The 18,550-nt window shown below is 37.3% G+C and carries 18 protein-coding genes and 2 other annotated features; of the genes, 6 read left to right on the top strand and 12 right to left on the bottom strand.

Features of this window, described 5'->3' with window-relative positions; genetic code table 11:
- Positions 1 to 315 precede the first annotated feature (315 nt).
- Both FC748_RS16820 and FC748_RS16825 read right to left on the bottom strand, forming a co-directional pair.
- Complete coding sequence (locus tag FC748_RS16820) at positions 316 to 720, bottom strand: GNAT family N-acetyltransferase (protein ID WP_108030801.1); 405 nt, start codon at positions 718 to 720, stop codon at positions 316 to 318.
- Positions 721 to 821: 101 nt separating this feature from the next.
- Positions 822 to 1,316, bottom strand: a complete 495-nt coding sequence (locus FC748_RS16825) for a DUF1648 domain-containing protein (RefSeq protein WP_108030800.1) — start codon at positions 1,314 to 1,316, stop codon at positions 822 to 824.
- A 318-nt stretch (positions 1,317 to 1,634) separates the two neighbouring features.
- On the opposite strand from FC748_RS16825, the gene FC748_RS16830 reads away from it, so the two are divergent.
- Complete coding sequence (locus FC748_RS16830; RefSeq protein WP_024364598.1) at positions 1,635 to 3,329, top strand: methyl-accepting chemotaxis protein; 1,695 nt, start codon at positions 1,635 to 1,637, stop codon at positions 3,327 to 3,329.
- 85 nt (positions 3,330 to 3,414) lie between these two features.
- Here FC748_RS16830 and FC748_RS16835 read toward each other — a convergent pair whose 3' ends face one another.
- Complete coding sequence (locus tag FC748_RS16835; RefSeq protein ID WP_108030799.1) at positions 3,415 to 4,170, bottom strand: HAD-IIB family hydrolase; 756 nt, start codon at positions 4,168 to 4,170, stop codon at positions 3,415 to 3,417.
- 199 nt (positions 4,171 to 4,369) lie between these two features.
- Positions 4,370 to 4,652, top strand: a binding site (T-box leader).
- 64 nt (positions 4,653 to 4,716) lie between these two features.
- Here FC748_RS16835 and FC748_RS16840 point away from each other — a divergent pair.
- Positions 4,717 to 6,288 carry a 2-isopropylmalate synthase gene (locus tag FC748_RS16840; RefSeq protein ID WP_024364600.1) on the top strand — a complete coding sequence of 524 codons (1,572 nt, stop codon included), beginning with the start codon at positions 4,717 to 4,719 and terminating at the stop codon, positions 6,286 to 6,288.
- A gap of 199 nt (positions 6,289 to 6,487) precedes the next feature.
- Here the strand turns inward: FC748_RS16840 and metG are convergent, their stop codons facing one another.
- From metG to rsgA, 4 genes are all read right to left on the bottom strand, one after another.
- Positions 6,488 to 8,122: a methionine--tRNA ligase gene (gene metG, locus FC748_RS16845; RefSeq protein ID WP_108030798.1), complete on the bottom strand. Its 1,635-nt coding sequence runs from the start codon at positions 8,120 to 8,122 to the stop codon at positions 6,488 to 6,490.
- A gap of 146 nt (positions 8,123 to 8,268) precedes the next feature.
- Positions 8,269 to 8,529 (bottom strand) — a binding site (T-box leader).
- Between the two features lie 93 nt (positions 8,530 to 8,622).
- The gene (locus FC748_RS16850) at positions 8,623 to 9,276 is read right to left on the bottom strand and encodes an HAD hydrolase-like protein (RefSeq protein WP_108030797.1); all 654 of its coding nucleotides are present in this window, start codon (positions 9,274 to 9,276) and stop codon (positions 8,623 to 8,625) included.
- 15 nt (positions 9,277 to 9,291) lie between these two features.
- The gene (fosM, locus tag FC748_RS16855) at positions 9,292 to 9,717 is read right to left on the bottom strand and encodes a FosM family fosfomycin resistance protein (RefSeq protein ID WP_024364603.1); all 426 of its coding nucleotides are present in this window, start codon (positions 9,715 to 9,717) and stop codon (positions 9,292 to 9,294) included.
- A 70-nt stretch (positions 9,718 to 9,787) separates the two neighbouring features.
- Positions 9,788 to 10,858, bottom strand: a complete 1,071-nt coding sequence (rsgA, locus tag FC748_RS16860; protein WP_108030796.1) for a ribosome small subunit-dependent GTPase A — start codon at positions 10,856 to 10,858, stop codon at positions 9,788 to 9,790.
- 382 nt (positions 10,859 to 11,240) lie between these two features.
- On the opposite strand from rsgA, the gene FC748_RS16865 reads away from it, so the two are divergent.
- Positions 11,241 to 12,323 carry a type III polyketide synthase gene (locus FC748_RS16865; protein WP_108030795.1) on the top strand — a complete coding sequence of 361 codons (1,083 nt, stop codon included), beginning with the start codon at positions 11,241 to 11,243 and terminating at the stop codon, positions 12,321 to 12,323.
- 1 nt (position 12,324) lies between these two features.
- Positions 12,325 to 12,867, top strand: coding sequence for an isoprenylcysteine carboxyl methyltransferase family protein (locus FC748_RS16870; protein WP_108030794.1), 543 nt, complete (start codon positions 12,325 to 12,327; stop codon positions 12,865 to 12,867).
- Between the two features lie 278 nt (positions 12,868 to 13,145).
- Here FC748_RS16870 and FC748_RS16875 read toward each other — a convergent pair whose 3' ends face one another.
- Positions 13,146 to 14,339, bottom strand: a complete 1,194-nt coding sequence (locus FC748_RS16875; RefSeq protein ID WP_024364607.1) for a zinc metallochaperone ZinU — start codon at positions 14,337 to 14,339, stop codon at positions 13,146 to 13,148.
- A 174-nt stretch (positions 14,340 to 14,513) separates the two neighbouring features.
- Here FC748_RS16875 and rpmG point away from each other — a divergent pair, with 174 nt between their 5' ends.
- Positions 14,514 to 14,663 (top strand): 50S ribosomal protein L33, encoded by a 150-nt coding sequence (rpmG, locus tag FC748_RS16880; protein WP_004231780.1) that lies wholly within the window; start codon positions 14,514 to 14,516, stop codon positions 14,661 to 14,663.
- 252 nt (positions 14,664 to 14,915) lie between these two features.
- Here the strand turns inward: rpmG and FC748_RS16885 are convergent, their stop codons facing one another.
- The 4 genes from FC748_RS16885 to FC748_RS16900 form a co-directional block, all read right to left on the bottom strand.
- Positions 14,916 to 15,683 carry a V-type ATP synthase subunit I domain-containing protein gene (locus FC748_RS16885; RefSeq protein WP_108030793.1) on the bottom strand — a complete coding sequence of 256 codons (768 nt, stop codon included), beginning with the start codon at positions 15,681 to 15,683 and terminating at the stop codon, positions 14,916 to 14,918.
- 14 nt (positions 15,684 to 15,697) lie between these two features.
- Positions 15,698 to 16,000 carry a hypothetical protein gene (locus FC748_RS16890; RefSeq protein ID WP_108030792.1) on the bottom strand — a complete coding sequence of 101 codons (303 nt, stop codon included), beginning with the start codon at positions 15,998 to 16,000 and terminating at the stop codon, positions 15,698 to 15,700.
- Positions 15,993 to 16,568, bottom strand: a complete 576-nt coding sequence (locus FC748_RS16895) for a hypothetical protein (protein WP_108030791.1) — start codon at positions 16,566 to 16,568, stop codon at positions 15,993 to 15,995. The genes FC748_RS16890 and FC748_RS16895 overlap by 8 nt, the downstream gene beginning before the upstream one ends.
- Before the next feature lie 97 nt (positions 16,569 to 16,665).
- Positions 16,666 to 17,304, bottom strand: coding sequence for a BMQ_0737 family morphogenetic spore coat protein (locus FC748_RS16900; RefSeq protein ID WP_024364611.1), 639 nt, complete (start codon positions 17,302 to 17,304; stop codon positions 16,666 to 16,668).
- Positions 17,305 to 17,525: 221 nt separating this feature from the next.
- Between FC748_RS16900 and FC748_RS16905 the strand changes: the two genes are divergently transcribed.
- Positions 17,526 to 18,542, top strand: coding sequence for a hypothetical protein (locus tag FC748_RS16905; protein WP_108030790.1), 1,017 nt, complete (start codon positions 17,526 to 17,528; stop codon positions 18,540 to 18,542).
- The last annotated feature ends 8 nt before the right edge of the window (positions 18,543 to 18,550 follow it).

The following is an 18,550-nucleotide window of genomic DNA, read 5'->3' on the forward strand; positions in this document are numbered from 1 at the left end:
TGACTCTTGTTTTTTTCGCACTCTAAATGGATCGTGCCCAATCTTTTTGATATCCTGACGTTTGCGCGTCTTAAACAGCAACATCATTTGGATTTTCTATCAGTATAGCGCGTAATAAAGGGACCATACATTCATAGTCGCTTACACATTAGCTACTTGCTGTTTTAATGCTAACAATAAAAATGTATCAACCAATGACATAAGTCTTAATTTATCCTAAATTTATCACAAAGTATTTAAATTAACTTCAATTGTCCAAAATATATACAAAAAAACGCTTGGATCAATTCTCCAAGCGCTTTGTTCTTTCTTTTCTTATCTTCCTGCTTGCATTGCATAGTTCCTATAAACCATGCCGTTTGTTTTCTTCATCCCAAATTTTTCATAGTAAGGTACAAGGTCATCATCACAGCATAAATCAATCATATAAATCTCATCCAATTCTTTTAGCATTCGACTTACTAATTCCTTACCTATACCTTTATTTTTGTATTGAGGTAATACTTCCAATAATGGAACATAGGCAGATAATACACCATCACTTATCGCCGTAATAAATCCTATTACTTCATTTGTATCCTCATCAATCGCCAAAACTATTTTGCTGCTATTCTCCAACAATCGTAAATGTGTTTGGGGATTAGGTGGATTCGGCCAGTCTACAAAAAAACCATTTAACATATTTGCAGATATACCTTTGAGTGAATTCTTATAAATCATTTTCTCAACTCCTAATATTTTTACTATTAGATAGCTTCAAAAAATCAATAGAACAGTAACAAGCTATTACCTCCCATATTTATAATTAATCCGTGCACTATTTAATTAATCTTTGAAGAAGCAATTAGACCTTTCAAAATCGGGATACCTGTACCAATTAGCACCACTGGCAAGAACCACCAGCCTAATCCTTCGATCTTTCCTAATGCAACAAGTACTATTTCACAAGAAATGATTGCAAATAAAATTAAACAAAAGTTTTTTACTTCATTGCATAATTTACGACTATTTAAATAAAATGCCTCAACGTTGCGCTCATTTAATCGGGCTGGATAATTATGCATATGTGGCGCTTTCTCGAGAAGCCCTAAAAATATCCACATAAAAATTCCGATACCTGGTAAAATTAATACTTCTATTTTCGAACCCCATCGGTCAACCTCGCCCTTAGCATTAAAATGTGCAGGTATTTCTTCTGGTAAATTACCCCATTGTAAAATAATAAATAGGATGGATACAGTAAATAACCCGCTACCAATAACGTCCAAACATTTTTCATACTTTGTTTTTGGTAATGTTAAGATTGGTCGATACATTGTCCCACATCCTTGGTTAACGTTTATGGTATGTATACGGTTGTTTCAACTTTTTAGTTTCAATTATTTATATGAAAAACATTACAGCTTAATACCATTCACTGTATTTTCATTCACTACTGACACAAAATAATACATAAATCTCCGCTTTAAGTAGTATAATCTATAACTTAATTCCCTCTTTATTTCATATTTTTTACTATGAATAAACTCATATTGCTTTTTAAAATCCATATAATCTGATATAAATGGTATATATACATATTTCACCTTTTTGTAACATTTCTACTAAAATTACTAGGAAAGGACTTTTCAAACATGCGATTTACGATTTATAAAAAATTAATTCTCGGTTTTTTTATAGTTATATTAGTTTTAATAGGCACGATTGCGCTAAATTTTAAACAGCTTAATTCTGTAAATGGCACTTATCAAGATTTACTCGAAGAACAAACTAAAAAGTCTATTAGTATACAAGAACTAAGAGTACTTGCAAAACAAGAAATAGTTAGTATGCGTGGATACCTTCTACTTGGCGATAAACAAAATCGTGAAGGTAATAAATCCGCTCGTGAAGAATTTAAAACAAAATCAGAAAGTTTAATGGCTACACTAGAGTCCAAAAAATCAATTGAACTGTTAGAAGCCGTCAATAAAAGTGAGCAAAATGTTCAGCAATTTGCCGATCGAATGTTTTCATTAAAAGATGCTGGTGAAACCGAACAATATGAAAAATTAGATAGCACACAAGGACGTCTTATTTTAAAACAATTTGATGAGCGCGTTGAAAACCTTGCCAATTACCAAAGTGAAGCTGTAGAAGCCAAAATAACTGCTACTTCCAATGAGATTGATGGCATTAAGATGCAAATGATTTTGCTTGGCATATTTGCCGTACTTATTAGTCTGATAATTGCAATGATTATGGGAACAATTATTTCTCGTCCTATTAAAGGTATGGCAAAGGCTGCACAAAAAATTGCTGAAGGTGATTTAACGGCTGAGCAAATTCGCATTAAAAATCGTGATGAAGTTGGTGATTTAGCATTAGCCTTTAATCAAATGGCTCAAAATTTAAAGAACTTGATTACCAATGTCAGTCAAAATACGATGCAAGTAAGTGCCTCTGCGGCTGAATTAACAGCTAGCGCAGATCAAACTATTCAAGCAACTGAACAAATTACTTCCGCTATGCAAGAAGTGGCAAGCGGCTCTGAAGCCCAAGGAAAAAATGCAACTGAAAGCTCGCAAGCTATGAAAAACATGACGAATGGCATTCAACAACTAGCATCGACAACTGCTGCTGTTTCTGAATTGGCTATTGAAACCAATACTGAGGCAAACAAAGGGAATGATTCGCTTCAGCGTGTTATTTCTCAAATGGATACAATTAATACAGCTGTCTTGGAGTCTGCTACTGTTGTCAAAAAACTAGGAAATCATTCTGTAGAAATTGGCAATATCATTAGCATTATTACTGATATCGCTGAGCAAACTAATTTACTAGCGTTGAATGCTGCTATTGAAGCAGCTCGAGCTGGCGATCATGGTCGCGGCTTTGCAGTTGTTGCTGATGAAGTAAAAAAATTAGCTGAGCAATCGAAGAACTCTGCTGAACAGATTGCTGGTTTAATTTCTGAAATTCAACAGGAAACAAATCGTGCTGTCACTGTGATGGATACTGGTACACAAGAGGTTCAAGTTGGGATGAAGGTTGTTAAAGTGGCAGAGGAAGGCTTTTCAAAAATCGTTGACCTTATTGAGCAAGTTTCCAAACAAATACAAGAAGCAACAACTGTTTCAGAGGAAATGTCCTCAAGTGCTGAACAAATTTACGCATCCTTTGATGACATTGCAACAATTGCCCAAACGTCATCTTCGAACTTGCAAAATGTTGCTTCTGCTTCAGAAGAACAACTCGCAACAATCGAAGAGGTTGCAGCTTCTGCCGCTACTTTATCGACAATGGCAGAAGAATTACAATCACAAGTTTCCAAATTTAAAGTTCAATAGCAAAATTGTGTGGGTGACTGGCACCCACACAATAAGCCGCAACTGTCGCTGTCGCGCCGTTTGTTGCGGCTTTTTTGTGCCCTATTCAGTGACTGGCACTCAAACAATTTAACCGTTGGATCATTTCAATTACTGCTGTTTCTTCACTTGGCACTTGTAATGTTGCAAGCTGGCTTACCTCATGCGCTCCAACACAAACACTGTCTAATGCTTTTGCAAACATGGATGCATCATTTGCATCATTGCCAAAGGCGATAAACTGATTTTGTTCTACGCCTAATTTCTCCAAGCCTGTCCACTTATTAATTCCGCTTGGGCTTATATCTATTATGTTTTCGGATGCATGTTCATATATCGAAATCGGTAGCTTTTGTAGCTGCGTTAATATTTCTAAGTGATGTGCACCAGGGAATAATACAATTTTCACGATGTCCTTTAGCTCTTGCAATGTCACTTGCTTTGCTAGCTTGAGTGGATCTAAATTTTGATAGATTGGATGTGTCTCACTACCTGTAAAGGCATAATCCCATTCACCGTCCACTAAATAAGCTAATTGATAAGCCGTTATAATATGCTTAATGTCTTCAACAATTTGTCCCTCGAATGCTACTATCTCTTTTATGGCCCCATTGACTGCAACAAATGCTCCATTACCTCCAACCATGGAAAATTGATGCATCGACTCGGGCAATATTGGTAACAAATCTCGAATCGGTCGAGCAGAGGCAAAAATTACTTCATGTCCATTCTGTAGACAACTCTCTAATGCAGCTATAATACCAGCACTCAAAGGCTGACCTTTAAAACAAATCGTGCCATCTAAATCAAATACAAATTTCATTGTTTTACCTACTTTCGATGTATATAAAATCCCCCATATTATCTCATAAAATATACCTTTATTTGTTAAAAATAGCGTGTGAAAATCCGCTGATTTAAAACCTATTAGTACATTTCATCTTTAAAACAGAAAACAAATAATTTTTAGAATATTGTTGACATACTGAAAATATCCACGTATTATAACTCTCAACAACACATTGTAAGCAAAGATTGGAAGTAGTAGAAATGCTCGTGTACTTGTAGAGAGCCGGTGGTTGGTGAAAATCGGTAGACACACATTTTGAACTCATCCATGAGCTACTCCCTGAACCTCATCGAATAAGGCATACGATGCTTAGTAAGTTAAATGCCGGTTTCAACGTAAGGGATGTCGGTTTCCACCGTTATTGGGATAGACAGTGATAGCTGTCGATAAGGGGACTTTTTCTTGAAAGAAAAGGTCAATTAGAGTGGTACCGCGAGCAATAACTCGTCTCTATATTTTGATATAGAGGCGGGTTTTTTTTATTTTTTTTATTAATTACAACAAAAGGAGTGTTTGAAAATGGGAAGAAAAATTTGGGTGTTTGATACAACTTTACGTGATGGCGAGCAAGTGCCAGGGGCAAAACTAAACTTATACGAAAAAGTAGAGATTGCACAGCAACTCAAAAAATTAGGCGTCGATATTATCGAAGCTGGTTTCCCTGCTTCATCACAAGGTGACTTTGATGCTGTAAAAGCTGTCGCACAAAAGGTCGGCAATACGAATGACATTATGATTACAGCTTTAGCACGAGCAGTACAGGCTGATATTGATTCGGTATACAACGCTGTAAAATATGCTGAAAATCCAATGATTCATATGGTACTTGGCACTTCTGATATCCATGTTGAAAAGAAATTCAGTAAATCGAAAGATCAAATATTACAAATTGGCGTAGATGCTGTGAAATATGCAAAAACACTTTTACCACAAGTGCAGTATTCAACAGAGGATGCTTCTCGCTCAGATTTTGAATACCTATGGAAAACAATTGAGGCAGTGATGAAGGCTGGCGCAACGATGATTAACGTGCCGGACACTGTTGGATTTGCTGAACCTGAGGAATTTGGCGCTATGATTTACAAGCTGAATGACCGCATGAAAAATCTAAATGACAGTGTTTTACTAAGTGTACACTGTCACAATGACCTTGGAATGGCAACAGCTAACACACTTGCTGCTATTAAAAACGGGGCAGACAAAGTCGAATGTACCATCAATGGTATCGGGGAACGTGCAGGAAATGCCGCACTCGAAGAAGTTGTCATGGCATTGAAAACACGCAGCTCTATCTACAATGCAACTACGCGCATTAACACAAAAGAAATTATGAACACATCACGCCTTGTTTCTAGCTTTATGGGCTTAGATGTACAAGTGAACAAAGCCATTACTGGAGACAATGCATTTGCCCACTCTTCAGGTATTCATCAAGATGGTCTGCTTAAATCTCGCGATGCCTATGAAATTGTCCATCCCGAAGATGTAGGTCTGGATGATATGGAACTTGTTTTAACGGCTCGTTCAGGACGCCATGCAGTAAAAAATGCACTGGAGAAGTTAGGCTTTTCAAATCTATCGAATGAAGAATTTGAAGGTATCTTTGACGGCTTCCTAAAATTAGCTGATGCTAAAAAAGAAGTTTACGACCACGACTTATATGTCATTGTAGAAAGTTATTATGAAAAGCATGACGCAAATCATGCCAATGCGACTCATTATAGTGAGCAATTTTTTGACATTGTCGATTTACAAGTCGTCAGCAATGCAAGCTTCCCTTCTGCTAGTGTAAAAATTCGCAAAGGTGGCGAAGTATTAAAAGCTAGTGCAGTCGGTTCAGGCCCGATTGACGCCTTGTATTCTGCCATTGCAGATATTGTACAAATAGATGTAAAACTTGTGGAATATAACATTAACAGCGTATCTCGTGGTAAAGAAGCGCTTGGTAAAGTAAAAATTACAATTGAACACGAAGGCGCGAAATATATTGCAAAAGCGGCAGATACAGATATTTTAAAAGCAAGTGCAATGGCTTATATCAATGCTATCAACAGCATTGTTGTAGCGAACCTAACACCCGTTACGAACTAAATTGTTTAGGTGTCAGGCACTCATACAATTCTCATACAATTCACATATGTTTTAAAGAAAAATCCGTGGAGACTTCAGTGGAATCCGCACAGAACATAAGCCGCCATAACCGCGCATTAGCGAGGATATGGCGGCTTATCGTGTGCCCGCGGAAAGTACAGTGCCAGTCACTCATACAATTCCAGTCACTTAAACAATTTTATTGACTGTCATTTACTAACTTTTGGTATTCTTCTTCAATTAGCCCTACATCAAGCCGTTCAAATAACGGTGTTACTTCGGTAATGCTTTTAGGTAGCTCTACTTGCTCATGCCACAGCAATTCGGTTATGCCTAACATGTTCCGAATTTTCTCTGTAGAGAACGGTAAAAATGGCTGTAGTACTTGACCTAAATTTGCAATCATATAAACACATGTTGCGAGCGTTTGATGGCAATCTTCCAAATTGTCCTTTACTTGTAACCATGGTTGCTGTTCGTCAAAATAGCGGTTGGCTGCGCGAATATATGCAAAAATCCCCTCTAACGCTTGTTTAAAATGCCCCGCTTCAATCGCCACACCGACATCACTAAACAATTGAATCGTTTGTTTCCTTACAGACCCATCGACATCCACCTGAGGCACTTGACCATCAAATGACTTCTCAATAAACTTCAACGTGCGATTGACAAAGTTGCCGTAAGCTCCTAGCAATTCTCCATTGTGACTATAAATAAATTCTCGCCAAGAAAAATCAGTATCTCGGTTTTCCGGCGCATTCATTGTTAAAAAATATCGTATCGAATCTGCATCATAGCGACTTAAAATATATGGCACCCACACGGCCCAATTTTGACTCGTAGATAATTTTCGTTTTTCCAATGTTAAATATTCATTTGAGACAATATGTGTTGGCAATGCTTTTGCCCCAATCCCCATCAAAATCGCTGGCCAAATAACTGTATGGAATGGAATATTATCTTTGCCATGCACATAGTAAGCAATGGTTTCTTCATTCCACAAATCTTCAAGTGCTCTATTGTGTTGTTTTGCCCATTCCATACTAGCTGTTAAATATCCTGCTACCGCTTCAATCCACACATAAATTTTCTTTCCTTCAAAGCCTGGAACGGGTACGTCAACTCCGTTCGGTAAATCACGGGTAACAGCACGATCTGGTACGCCTTCCGCTAAGTAACGTTCAGTTAAGCCTAGTGCATTGTCTCGCCAGCGTTTATCTGCTTTGGCTTCAGCTAAAAACGTTTCAAGTCTTCCTTGAAATTGACTAAAAGTAAAATAAAAATGTTCTGTTTCTCGGATAACAGGCTCATTGCCACAAATTTTGCAACGCTTATCGATTAATTCGAGTGGATCTAAAATTTGTGAACAATTATCACATTGATCTCCACGTGCCTTCGCTCCGCAATTTGGACAAATACCTTCTACAAAGCGATCAGGTAAAAACTGCTTATCCGTTTCACAATAGGCCTGTTCAATCTTCTTTTTGTATAAATAATTATTTGCTAGCAGTTGTAAAAAAATAGACTGTACCGCATCATGGTGGTGCTTTGCATCCGTTCTTGTATACAAATCATACGTAAATCCTAAGTCATGAAAACATTGTGTAAATTCGTTATGGTAATGGTTTGCGATTGCTTCTGTCGTCGTATTTTCCTGTGCAGCTCGAATTGAAATCGGCGTACCATTACAATCACTTCCTGAAACATACAATACTTGCTCACCTTTTTGTCGGTAATATCTAGCCAAAATATCACCTGGTAATAATGCAGCGATATGCCCTAAATGCAATGAACCATTCGCGTAAGGCCACGCTCCTCCAATTACAATTGTCATCTTAAGTTACTCCCCTCAATCTTCCAAATTTCTTGTTATGCGGATAACATGTTTTTCCTATCTTCATTCGTCCCTTATTAGAATTTTCTCCTAATTATTAATAGCTAACGCTTTTTGAAGATAAAAAAAACGCCCTAATCATGACTGATTAGGACGAGTATACCCGTGTTACCACCTATATTTACAAATAGCTTACACTATTTGCCTTAATCAGTACGTCTTGCATTTATATAAGAGATACTGCCGCTGTTGTAACGAGTGCCCATCTCGTCGTAATCTACTCGCAAAAAGCTTTCGGTACGAAGCTCAAAGGTCATTTTCAAAAGGGTTCATTTACCTCATTTCCACCAACAGAGGCTCTCTATTAAATGCTTGTCCAATTTACTTTTCCTTCTCAACGCTTTTATTATAGTTTGGCACTATTTTACTCTTTCCCCTTATGGAATGCAACGTAAACATTACGAGCTTGCTATAGATGGATGAAGAACAATGATACATTTTTATAAAATAGTCGCTAGTGCAGATGGTATTTCCTGTAGATTATCTATCACAATATGTGCCTTTTGTAACTCGGATTCTTGAGCAAAATCAAAGCGTACACCAATTGAAAATAGCTGATTATCTCGTGCTGCTTGGATATCCGACGAACGATCTCCGACAACAGTGCCAGCTTGAATGGCGTTTGCTTCGATTACACTTCTTACTAAATCAGATTTATGACCACTTGGAATAGATTGAATACTATATGTTCCTTCTATAAAACGGTTCAGCTTATATGTTTCAACAATTGCTTGCAAGTACTCTTTTTGTCCGTTGCTCGCTATGTATAAATGATAGTCGTTTGCTAAAGTAGCGAGTGTTTGCTCTGCATTTGGATACAATGCGCCTTTGCCGTTTCGTATTAGCTCGATAAGCTTTTCATGAAATAAAACATTACTAGCTTCACGCACCTCTAATGTGTGCATAGGGCATAATGTTTCCCATACAACAGGCAATGTAACCCCCATAATTTCACGATATTGGGCAATGGGTGTCTCCCCCTGCCATAATCCCTTTGTACGTAGCACATCGAATGTCGCAGAAAGAGCCGGCTCCAAAATAAGATTTGTTTGGAATAATGTGCCATCCATATCAAAAATAATTGCTTTTTTCATATTACCACTCCTTTTTTAATCATTGAAAAACTCCATATGCGGTTTTTCTTTTTTATAGTAAGCTAAGCGATCCTGCAAAGTACCTGTATGGAATTCAAATTTATGACCATCGGGATCAGTGAAATAGATAGATTGTTTATCTTGCTCATCTCTTACCCTACCCTCTAAAATATTGACTTTATAATGTACAAGCTTTTCATAGATCGTATCGAAATCTTTTGCATCGATAGAGAAAGCAATATGTGTATAGGATTGGTGAATTTCGTTACGTGGAATATCCGCTTCCTCATTTAACGCAAGCCATAGCCCATTTACATCAAAATAGGCTGTGCTTCTCCCTTTCACCAAAAGCTTCGCATCAAAAATATTTTGGTAAAATGCTATAGATTGCGCTAGATCTGAAACAGAAAATAAAAAATGATTAATAGTTTGTATAGCCATAATACATCTCCTCAAACAATTAGATAGCAACTCCGCAGTCATTGCGAAGTTGCTCCTTAACGTTTCTCGACTATTTCTTTCCCTTCTTTAACCCTTTCGCAATTTGCTTCCATTTGCGTTGCTCATTCAGTTTTGCTTGCACATTCGTTTTCCGCTCAATAAAAGCAAGTTCTTTTTGCAATTTAAAATAGCTTTGTAAGCGTGATGGTTCAAGCGTTCCATCTAAAATGGCTTGCTGTACGGCGCAATGCGGCTCTTTATGGTGGGTGCAATCCCTGTAACGACATGCTGTCGCAAATTCTTCAATATCACGGAAACTAGAAGATAGACTTTCACTTTGATCCCATAATTGCAATTCACGCATCCCTGGCGTATCAATTAAGCAACCGCCACTCGGCAGTACAATTAATTCCCGATGTGTTGTTGTATGGCGACCTTTCGCATCATCTTCCCGTATAGCTGAAACTTTCATAAGCTCTTCTCCATTTAATGCATTCATTAAAGTAGATTTTCCCGCACCCGATGAACCGAGCAGTGCACCCGTCACCCCGTCCGTAAAGAGCATGCGAATAGCTTCTATCCCTTCACCTGAACGTGCACTAGTAACAAAAATATCTACTCCAAATGCGACTTGCTCAACCTCACATACCATGCTCGGTATATCCTCACATAAATCGGCCTTGGTCAGTACAACTACTGGCTTAGCGCCTGAATCCCAAGCGGCTACTAAATAGCGTTCTAAACGGCGAATATTAAAATCGGCATTTAAGCTCATGACAAGAAGAACGATATCAACATTTGACGCGACAATTTGTTCTTTAATTTCTAATCCTGCAACCTTACGAGAAAAAACGGACTTGCGGGTAAATAATTTATGAATAATTGCCTTTTCTTCTCCTGCCATCTTCTCCACTAGTACCCAATCCCCAACTGCTGGATAGTCTTCTCTAGCGAGCGATGTATACGCAAAATGGCCAGCGATGGTCGCTAACCATTCCCCATCTTCAGCTAACACACGATATGAATGTTTATGCTCCAAAGCAACCCTTGCAGGTATGCAATTTGCTAACTTTGTTTGCTCTTTAAATGCAGTGAATTGCTCTTGAAAATATGTTGAAAAACCTAAAGTTGTTAAATTCAATTGTTATTCCTCCTAAATGTGTCTATCCATTACGCCTCTTAATGCGTTACAAACATAAAAAAACTTTGCAACTGCATTTCGGCAGTTACAAAGTTTCACAGGCACGTTTAAGGGAATATACAAATAGCCATTGCCACATCGTAGTATTTCACGCTACAAAGCAAGGTCAAATTGTATATTTTAGGCGTGTGAAATTGAACAAACCGAAATGCAGTTCGTTAAAAACGGCTCTATTCATCATGTCACATCACCTACTTCCAATTTAGATGTTTCCAATATATCTAATTTTTTCAAAATTGTCAAATTGATCTATATGAAGCATGTATGCCCTTCCTATCTGCATATAATGTACAAGACCCCTATTTACGAAGGAGATGTTGAATTGTCAAAAATTATTTCGATAAGTACATATCAACCACCTTACACATTGCAGCAAGCGAATGCAGAGGCATTAACAAAAGAACTATTTTACGAAAAAATCCCCAAATTAGAGCGTTATTTAAAAGTATTCGATAATGGTGGCATTCAGACTCGCCATTTCTGTGTACCAGCCGAATGGCACCGCAATGAGCATACTTTCGAAGAGCGAAACAATCTGTATATAGCGTTAGCAACGCAATATAGCGTTGAGGTCATTCAAGCTTGTTTACAAAATGAATCATTTTTAGAAGCACCGATTTCTTCTAACGAAATAGATGCCATTATTTTCGTAAGTAGTACGGGCATCTCTACACCAAGCATCGATGCTAGAATTATGAATCAACTACCTTTTTCAGATCGATTAAAACGTATTCCTCTATGGGGGTTAGGTTGTGCAGGTGGAGCAGCTGGCATAAGTCGTGCCTATGATTATTGCAAAGCACATCCTCAAGCAAAGGTGCTTGTTGTATGTGTTGAACTTTGTAGCTTAACCTTTCAACAAAACGATTTTTCAAAAAGTAATTTAATCGGTGCATCCTTATTCGCAGATGGTGCAGCTTGCATACTTGTTTGCGGAGACGATGCAGCAATACAGACGAAGAAAGCAGTTCCTTCGATTGTTACAACTGGCTCGAAGTGGATGCCTGATTCAGAAAATGTGATGGGCTGGAATATAAAAGATAACGGGCTTCATGTCGTTTTCCAAAAAAGTATTCCAGCGATTATTACGAATTGGCTAGGTCCTTTCATTGAACAATTTTTAGTCGAACAACACCTTTTCAGCGAACAGCTCGATCATTTTATTGCACATCCTGGAGGGAAAAAGGTGTTAAAAGCCTATGAGGATGCGCTCTATCTTTCTCAACAAAAAACCGACATTTCTCGGGAAATATTACGCAATCACGGTAATATGTCCTCGCCTACCGTATTATATGTACTCGAACAATTTATGTTAAACGAAGGGCAGATAGATGATATTGGGTTGCTTGTCGCCCTCGGCCCTGGATTCTGTGCGGAAGCTGTATTACTTAAATGGAGGGAGTAGTATGCTATTTTACTTTATTTTAATTCTTGTAATTCTACAAAGATTAACAGAGGTTTTTATAGCCAAACGCCATGAAAAATGGATGCTTGCAAAAGGTGCCTATGAAGTAGGTGAATCACATTATTCCTATATGGTTGCCATGCATGTTAGTTTTTTTCTATTTTTGATTGTTGAAGTTGTTTCCAATAATTTTGGACCATCGCCCTTATTTCCGTTACTTTTCTTATTATTCCTCTTAGTGCAAGCTTTACGTATATGGTGTATCCGGTCATTAGGACCTTTTTGGAATACGAAAATTTTAATTTTACCAGGTGCAGAAGTTGTCAGAAAGGGACCCTATACATTTATGCGTCACCCTAATTATGCCGTTGTTAGTTTAGAAATTCTGCTGTTGCCTATTATGTTTCAAGCTTATTTTACAGCATTTTGCTTTACACTCTTAAACATTACAATGCTATCAGTAAGAATCCCAATAGAAGAAAAGGCATTACGAGATGCGACTGACTATAATCATGTATTTAAAAAGGATCTACCACAAAAGTAATGTGGTAGATCCAGTTTCTCCTACAGTAATTCCATGCATTATTACTAAATCCAGCGAGCACGAACACTAAGCTTTTCATAGGCAAGCGCCGAGTCTCCTAGTTATTTTCTATGTGCAAGTTGATTGCCGTTACGGGTTGCTCGCATTTTTGCAGGCGTGGCTTAAGCCTCTTGCTATTCCATAGGCGTCGAGCAACCCTTCACTTTGATTAAACCTTATAACTCGTTAACTCCTATCATTAAAAGTAAGCTGAACAGGCAACCCACTATTTAGCCTCTTTAACTCCACTCCCAATTAAAAGGGTCCTCTAGCTGTTCCCAAGGCTCCGCAAACTCATTCGTTGTCAAAAGGCATGCATCAAGCTCTTTTGTAATTTCTTCTTGATCTAAGTCTATTCCTATAATGACTAACTGTGTCATACGGTCACCGAATTCTTCATCCCAATCGTCCAATACCTCTGGGCTTTGTAAAAAGACATCCTGTTGCTGTGCTGTAGGTAAAGCTGCTACCCAATAAGAAACAGGTTCAATTTTCGCAGACGAACCTGCTTGTGACAGTAATAATGCCACATCTTGATGCCTCGCACTCCAAATAATACCTTTGGCACGGACAATTGATTCTGGCATGTTATCACACCACTCTACAAAGCGCATTGGATGGAAAGGGATTTTACGCTTATAAGTGAATGAAGCAATACCGTACTCTTCTGTCTCCGGTGTATGATTTTCATGACCAAGTTCTAGCTCTTTTAACCAGCCTGCCGATTCTGATACTCTCTCAAAATCGAATCTTCCTGTATTTAAAATTTCGCTTGGCTCTATTACCCCATTAACGGTACGAATAAGCTTTGCCTCAGGTTGTAGTGCTCGCAAAATACGTTCTAGTCTTTCAAGCTCTTCTTCTGTTACGAGATCACACTTGTTCAGCACTAAAACATCACAGAATTCAATCTGGTCAATTAATAAATCTGCTACATCGCGTTCATCTAATTCACCAACTGCTTCCTTACGTTCCAATAGACTTTCACCTGACTGAAAATCATGCCAAAAACGATTAGCATCGACTACAGTTACCATTGTATCGAGTTTGCAGAACTTCGTTAAATCAATACCGAGCTCCTCGTCTAAATAACTAAAGGTTTGTGCAACTGGTATTGGTTCACTAATACCTGTCGACTCAATTAAAATATAATCAATATTCCCTAACTTTGCGAGACGCTCTACTTCTTGTAGTAAATCCTCACGTAGTGTGCAACAAATACAGCCATTGGAAAGCTCTACGAATTTTTCCTCTGTCCGAGAAATACCGCTACCATTTGCAATCAACTCTGCATCAATATTAATTTCACTCATATCATTGACAATAACAGCTACACGCATGTTTTTTTCATTTTGTAACACATGATTCATTATCGTCGTTTTACCCGAACCTAAATAACCACTTAATACAGTCACTGGAATTTTATTTGTCATTTTATAACCTCCATCATTCTAAATCGTAATGATTACTATTTATAGTTTGTAATTTAATCATAAAAAATATAAAAATGCAATGCATAACTTTTTGTAACGCAAAACATTGACATTAGTATGTAAACAATATATTATCTAAAGCGTAATAATTACGATTTAAAAGGAGTCGATAATATGCGTGTTCAAGTTACTTTAGCCTGCACTGAAACAGGCGATAAAAATTACATTACAACTAAAAACAAACGAAATAATCCTGAAAGACTGGAATTAAAGAAATATTCACCCCGTTTGAAGCGTGTTACATTACACCGAGAAACAAAATAATAACAGCGCTTAATTTTGCGTAACATTTATAGAAAAAATAGCTTCAGGCTGTGCCATGATGTTCGTACGCAGGCACACAATAAGCCGCAACTCGCTGATTCACGTTAGTTGCGGCTTCCATTTGAGTATTTTGAGTAGCACTTCTATGTCCTCCATAATCAACTACTAGTGAGCCCCTAATTTTTTGATTTTACATAAGAGGATACATCCATCCTGATTCCACATACCGCTTAAATGATGCCAGCACTTATTTTACATCGATTGATTGGCATTGATTTCTATAACGAGCTGGTTTAATTGTTGCTCTAAGTCATCCAGTATACGTACTTTCTTTTCTAGTTGCTCTTCAAAATCAATCGATTGAGCTATTATTTTTTCAATCTTAGCGTTTAACTCGGATAGGGTTTTTTCATTCGATACGGCTTCCGCACTTGTTTTTTTATTTTTTATTTCCATTAACTCTATGGACAATTTATGGATTTCATCGTTTCTCTCTGCTAGTTCTTTAACTAAATAATCATAGACATTAGTTGTGTCATCTTGCTGTAAAGTATCCATTATCGAATTCACTTTTGCATTGAGTTCTTTCGTAAATGTACTTAACTGTATTTCGAGATTCTCTATAGCACGCTTATCATCTACTGCTATATCCTGATGGGTCTGCTTCCTTGTATACTGTAACTGTTTATTTTCTGTACGTAAGCGCTCTATTTCTTTTAACAGTAGGTCTATCGAGGCAATATGTTTTTGTCGTTGACTCTCTCTTTTTTGTCTATCTTCTTCATAGGTCTTTGACTCCCTTTCAAACGTTCTCTTTAACTTCATACGATCCATTGAAAGTTCTTTATTTTGTCTTGTCAGTCGGACATTTTCTCGCTCTAGTCTTAGTACGAGTGAATAATAATCGCTATCTCTAAGTCGATTTATTTCATTTTTATATTTCGCAAGCTCTGCTCTTAAAAAAATAATCATTTGCTGTAGCTGTATAGGATCGTTATTTTTAACGCTTTGATTATCCACGTTAGTACCTCCTATCACGATAGCTTTTTCAAAAGATCCATTACTTCCTCAAACTGCACTTTCGTTTCCTCAATCATTTCATCTAGCTGCTTTACAATACTTAATTCAAATTGCCCATTGCCATTCTCTACTAGTACTCTCTTGTCCCCGGATAGCAAGGAGGCAAGCAATAGTTGCAACGTGTTTTTTTCTAGAAAAGCAAAACTATTATCTTCCTCCTGTTTAAAGTCTGAGACATTTATCAGCCGATCCTTCATATATTGACGTACGATTTGCTCAAGCCCTACCTCTAATTTTTGTTCCTCTAATTCACTCATCTTGCCCCTCCTTTACACTGCTCATTCCATTAAGATTAATAGGATTTATTACTAGGACACCGTCTTGTAGCTCATCACAATATGTAAATCCCGTTATTGTACCTGCATAGGATAAATGATGGGACCATTTAATTTGGAAATTAGTAAATGAAATCGTCTCATTTGGCTCAATTGTTGGTTTCCCTATTGGTTTAAGCCAAAATTCTGTTTTGTTAGAAGTATCATGTATTCGTTCCCAGCTACCGGAAACTTTTAAATTTTGATTAAAATGCTCATAAACATACCTTCCTGAAAATGAAAAAGGAGAATCATCAGGCAGCTTTATACAAATATACGGATTTGTTAGTGGTTGATTACCGATATTGCGAATATGATAAGAGCCAAGACATAGGCTTTCTTGATCAGCATCATATGAAATATTAAGTGACGTTGTGAAATAACTAACGCTACTTACTTCCTTTTTCTGGTCGAGCTCTTTCACCAGTCTTTTCATTTCATCGACATATAATGTTGTTTGTTCTTTCAGCTTCCTTATTTTTTCTTGCACAGACTCATTATGAATACTCATAATTAGGGCCCCCTTGCCTATATAATAAGTAACCAAAATAAAAAAGAGAGGATAATCCTCTCTTTATGTTATGACAACTTCTTATGTGTTAGCACCATTACCCCATTGTTGGGAAAATAACGGAACATTGTTTTGGACGAACCGCAGTTGGGCATGAGAATGGTAAATCTGCTCTTGGTTCGCAGTAGTTTGCTAAGAACTCTACAGTAACTGGGAACGTAGATTGAATACTTTGACATACTGCTACTGTAATTGTTAACGCAGAAAATGTAATTGTTCCAGTACCAGCAGTAAGCGTACCTGTTGTGCACACGAAGCAATCTAAATCTGTATAAAGAATTTCAACATCTGTTCCTTTAGGTGCACATAATGTAACTTGTTCACAACGTGATACCGGAATCTCACTGCTTGTAAACACAGTACCATTTGGTAAAGTAACTACAATTGTAAGAATGAAGTTCTTTTGAATATTCAAGTGTTGCAGACAAACTGTTGATCCATCAATAGAGAATTGGCGATTCTCACGATTAAGAATCACGATTGGGTTTGTCGCAGCCGGGATTACTCTACACGTAACAGTTGCACCTGTTAAAACTGTCGTTGGTGTTATACCAGGGAAAGTAATGGCACCTGTTGGCGAAATATCAAATGACATTTCCTTTACAATCCAGTCATATACCTTATCGACATTTATACAAATTAGTTCGCGCGCCTGGGATGGCATATTATCTTGCATCCTTTTGACACCTCCATAAGTTTTTTATCTTTCGTTTGTAGCATATGTTTTTTAGCGTTAAGTGCATGGGCTAACAAATAATTTACAGGATATTTATTCAAGAGAGGTGTTGTCGTGTAGTGAATAGAACCGTTGCTTTCTTCTCGACTGTTTACATGGTTTTGTAACAGAAAGTAGAGTTTTTTAATAAAATACTAATGGACTGAAAGGGGTGAAATGCAATGGAAGATTCGAAGTTGTACTCCACTCAAGACATTGAAAAATTGAAAGAAAAAATTGATTCCTATAGAGAGACGTTAACTACTTTAAAAGCGGGTACTTCAATTGAAGATTATCTATTTGTGAAGAATGAGTTTGAGGAGCTGAAAACGCAAATCGCTCATATAGAGGGCTTAACTGAAACAATTGATGATAAGCAAAGCTTACAAATTAAAGAATACGAGGAACAAGTAAAGCAGCTTTCGATTCAAATACAATCCCTTAATCAAACAATAGAAGAAATGAATCAGGAAATTTTAGCCGTATTAAATAAAATAATAACGGTTGATAACAATGGAGCATCACCGCCAACAGATACTCATTTTACGAATATTGATGAAAACTCGTTAAAAAATATTGCCAACCCTACAAAAAAGCTTTTAGAAGAAATTGCTCAAACAACTGTACAACCATCATTAACTACGACCGAACCAACTTATCAATTTCTTCAAAGTTTGGCTGGCAAAGCAACAAATATAAACACCGGCATGCATCATCCACCTAATCCTAATTCCGATAAAAAACATGAAGAACGTCATTTTAACCAACATTATTTTCAATCAATTAATACCCATCCAAGTCATATTTACAACGGTTTATATCGAAACACTACAGCAGAATCGACTTTTCACTTTAAAAATGCAGCAGATACACAGGGAGTCCCTGTAAGCATCTTGGAAACGAATAGTTTAACAGCACCCATAGCTAATGACTTGGTGCTAACAGAATCTTCGTCATTAGTTCAGGCAACGGTAGATACTCCAACTATGCCTCCTGCTACGGAAGCTGAAACATTCGACAACCATGATTTAGTTATAGAAGAACATACGCCGCTTATAGCAACGAATGAAGAAGCTAGCAACCAACTAGAAATTGTTGAAAAGGTAATGGTAGAAGAAGCAATAGAAGAAGTAATAGAAGTAGACCAGAAAAAAGAAAAAAATTCTTTATTTTTCAATCTATTTCGTAGACGTAATTAGTTTGAACG

The sequence above is a fragment of the Lysinibacillus sphaericus genome, assembly GCF_005217585.1.
GTDB lineage: Bacteria > Bacillota > Bacilli > Bacillales_A > Planococcaceae > Lysinibacillus > Lysinibacillus sphaericus.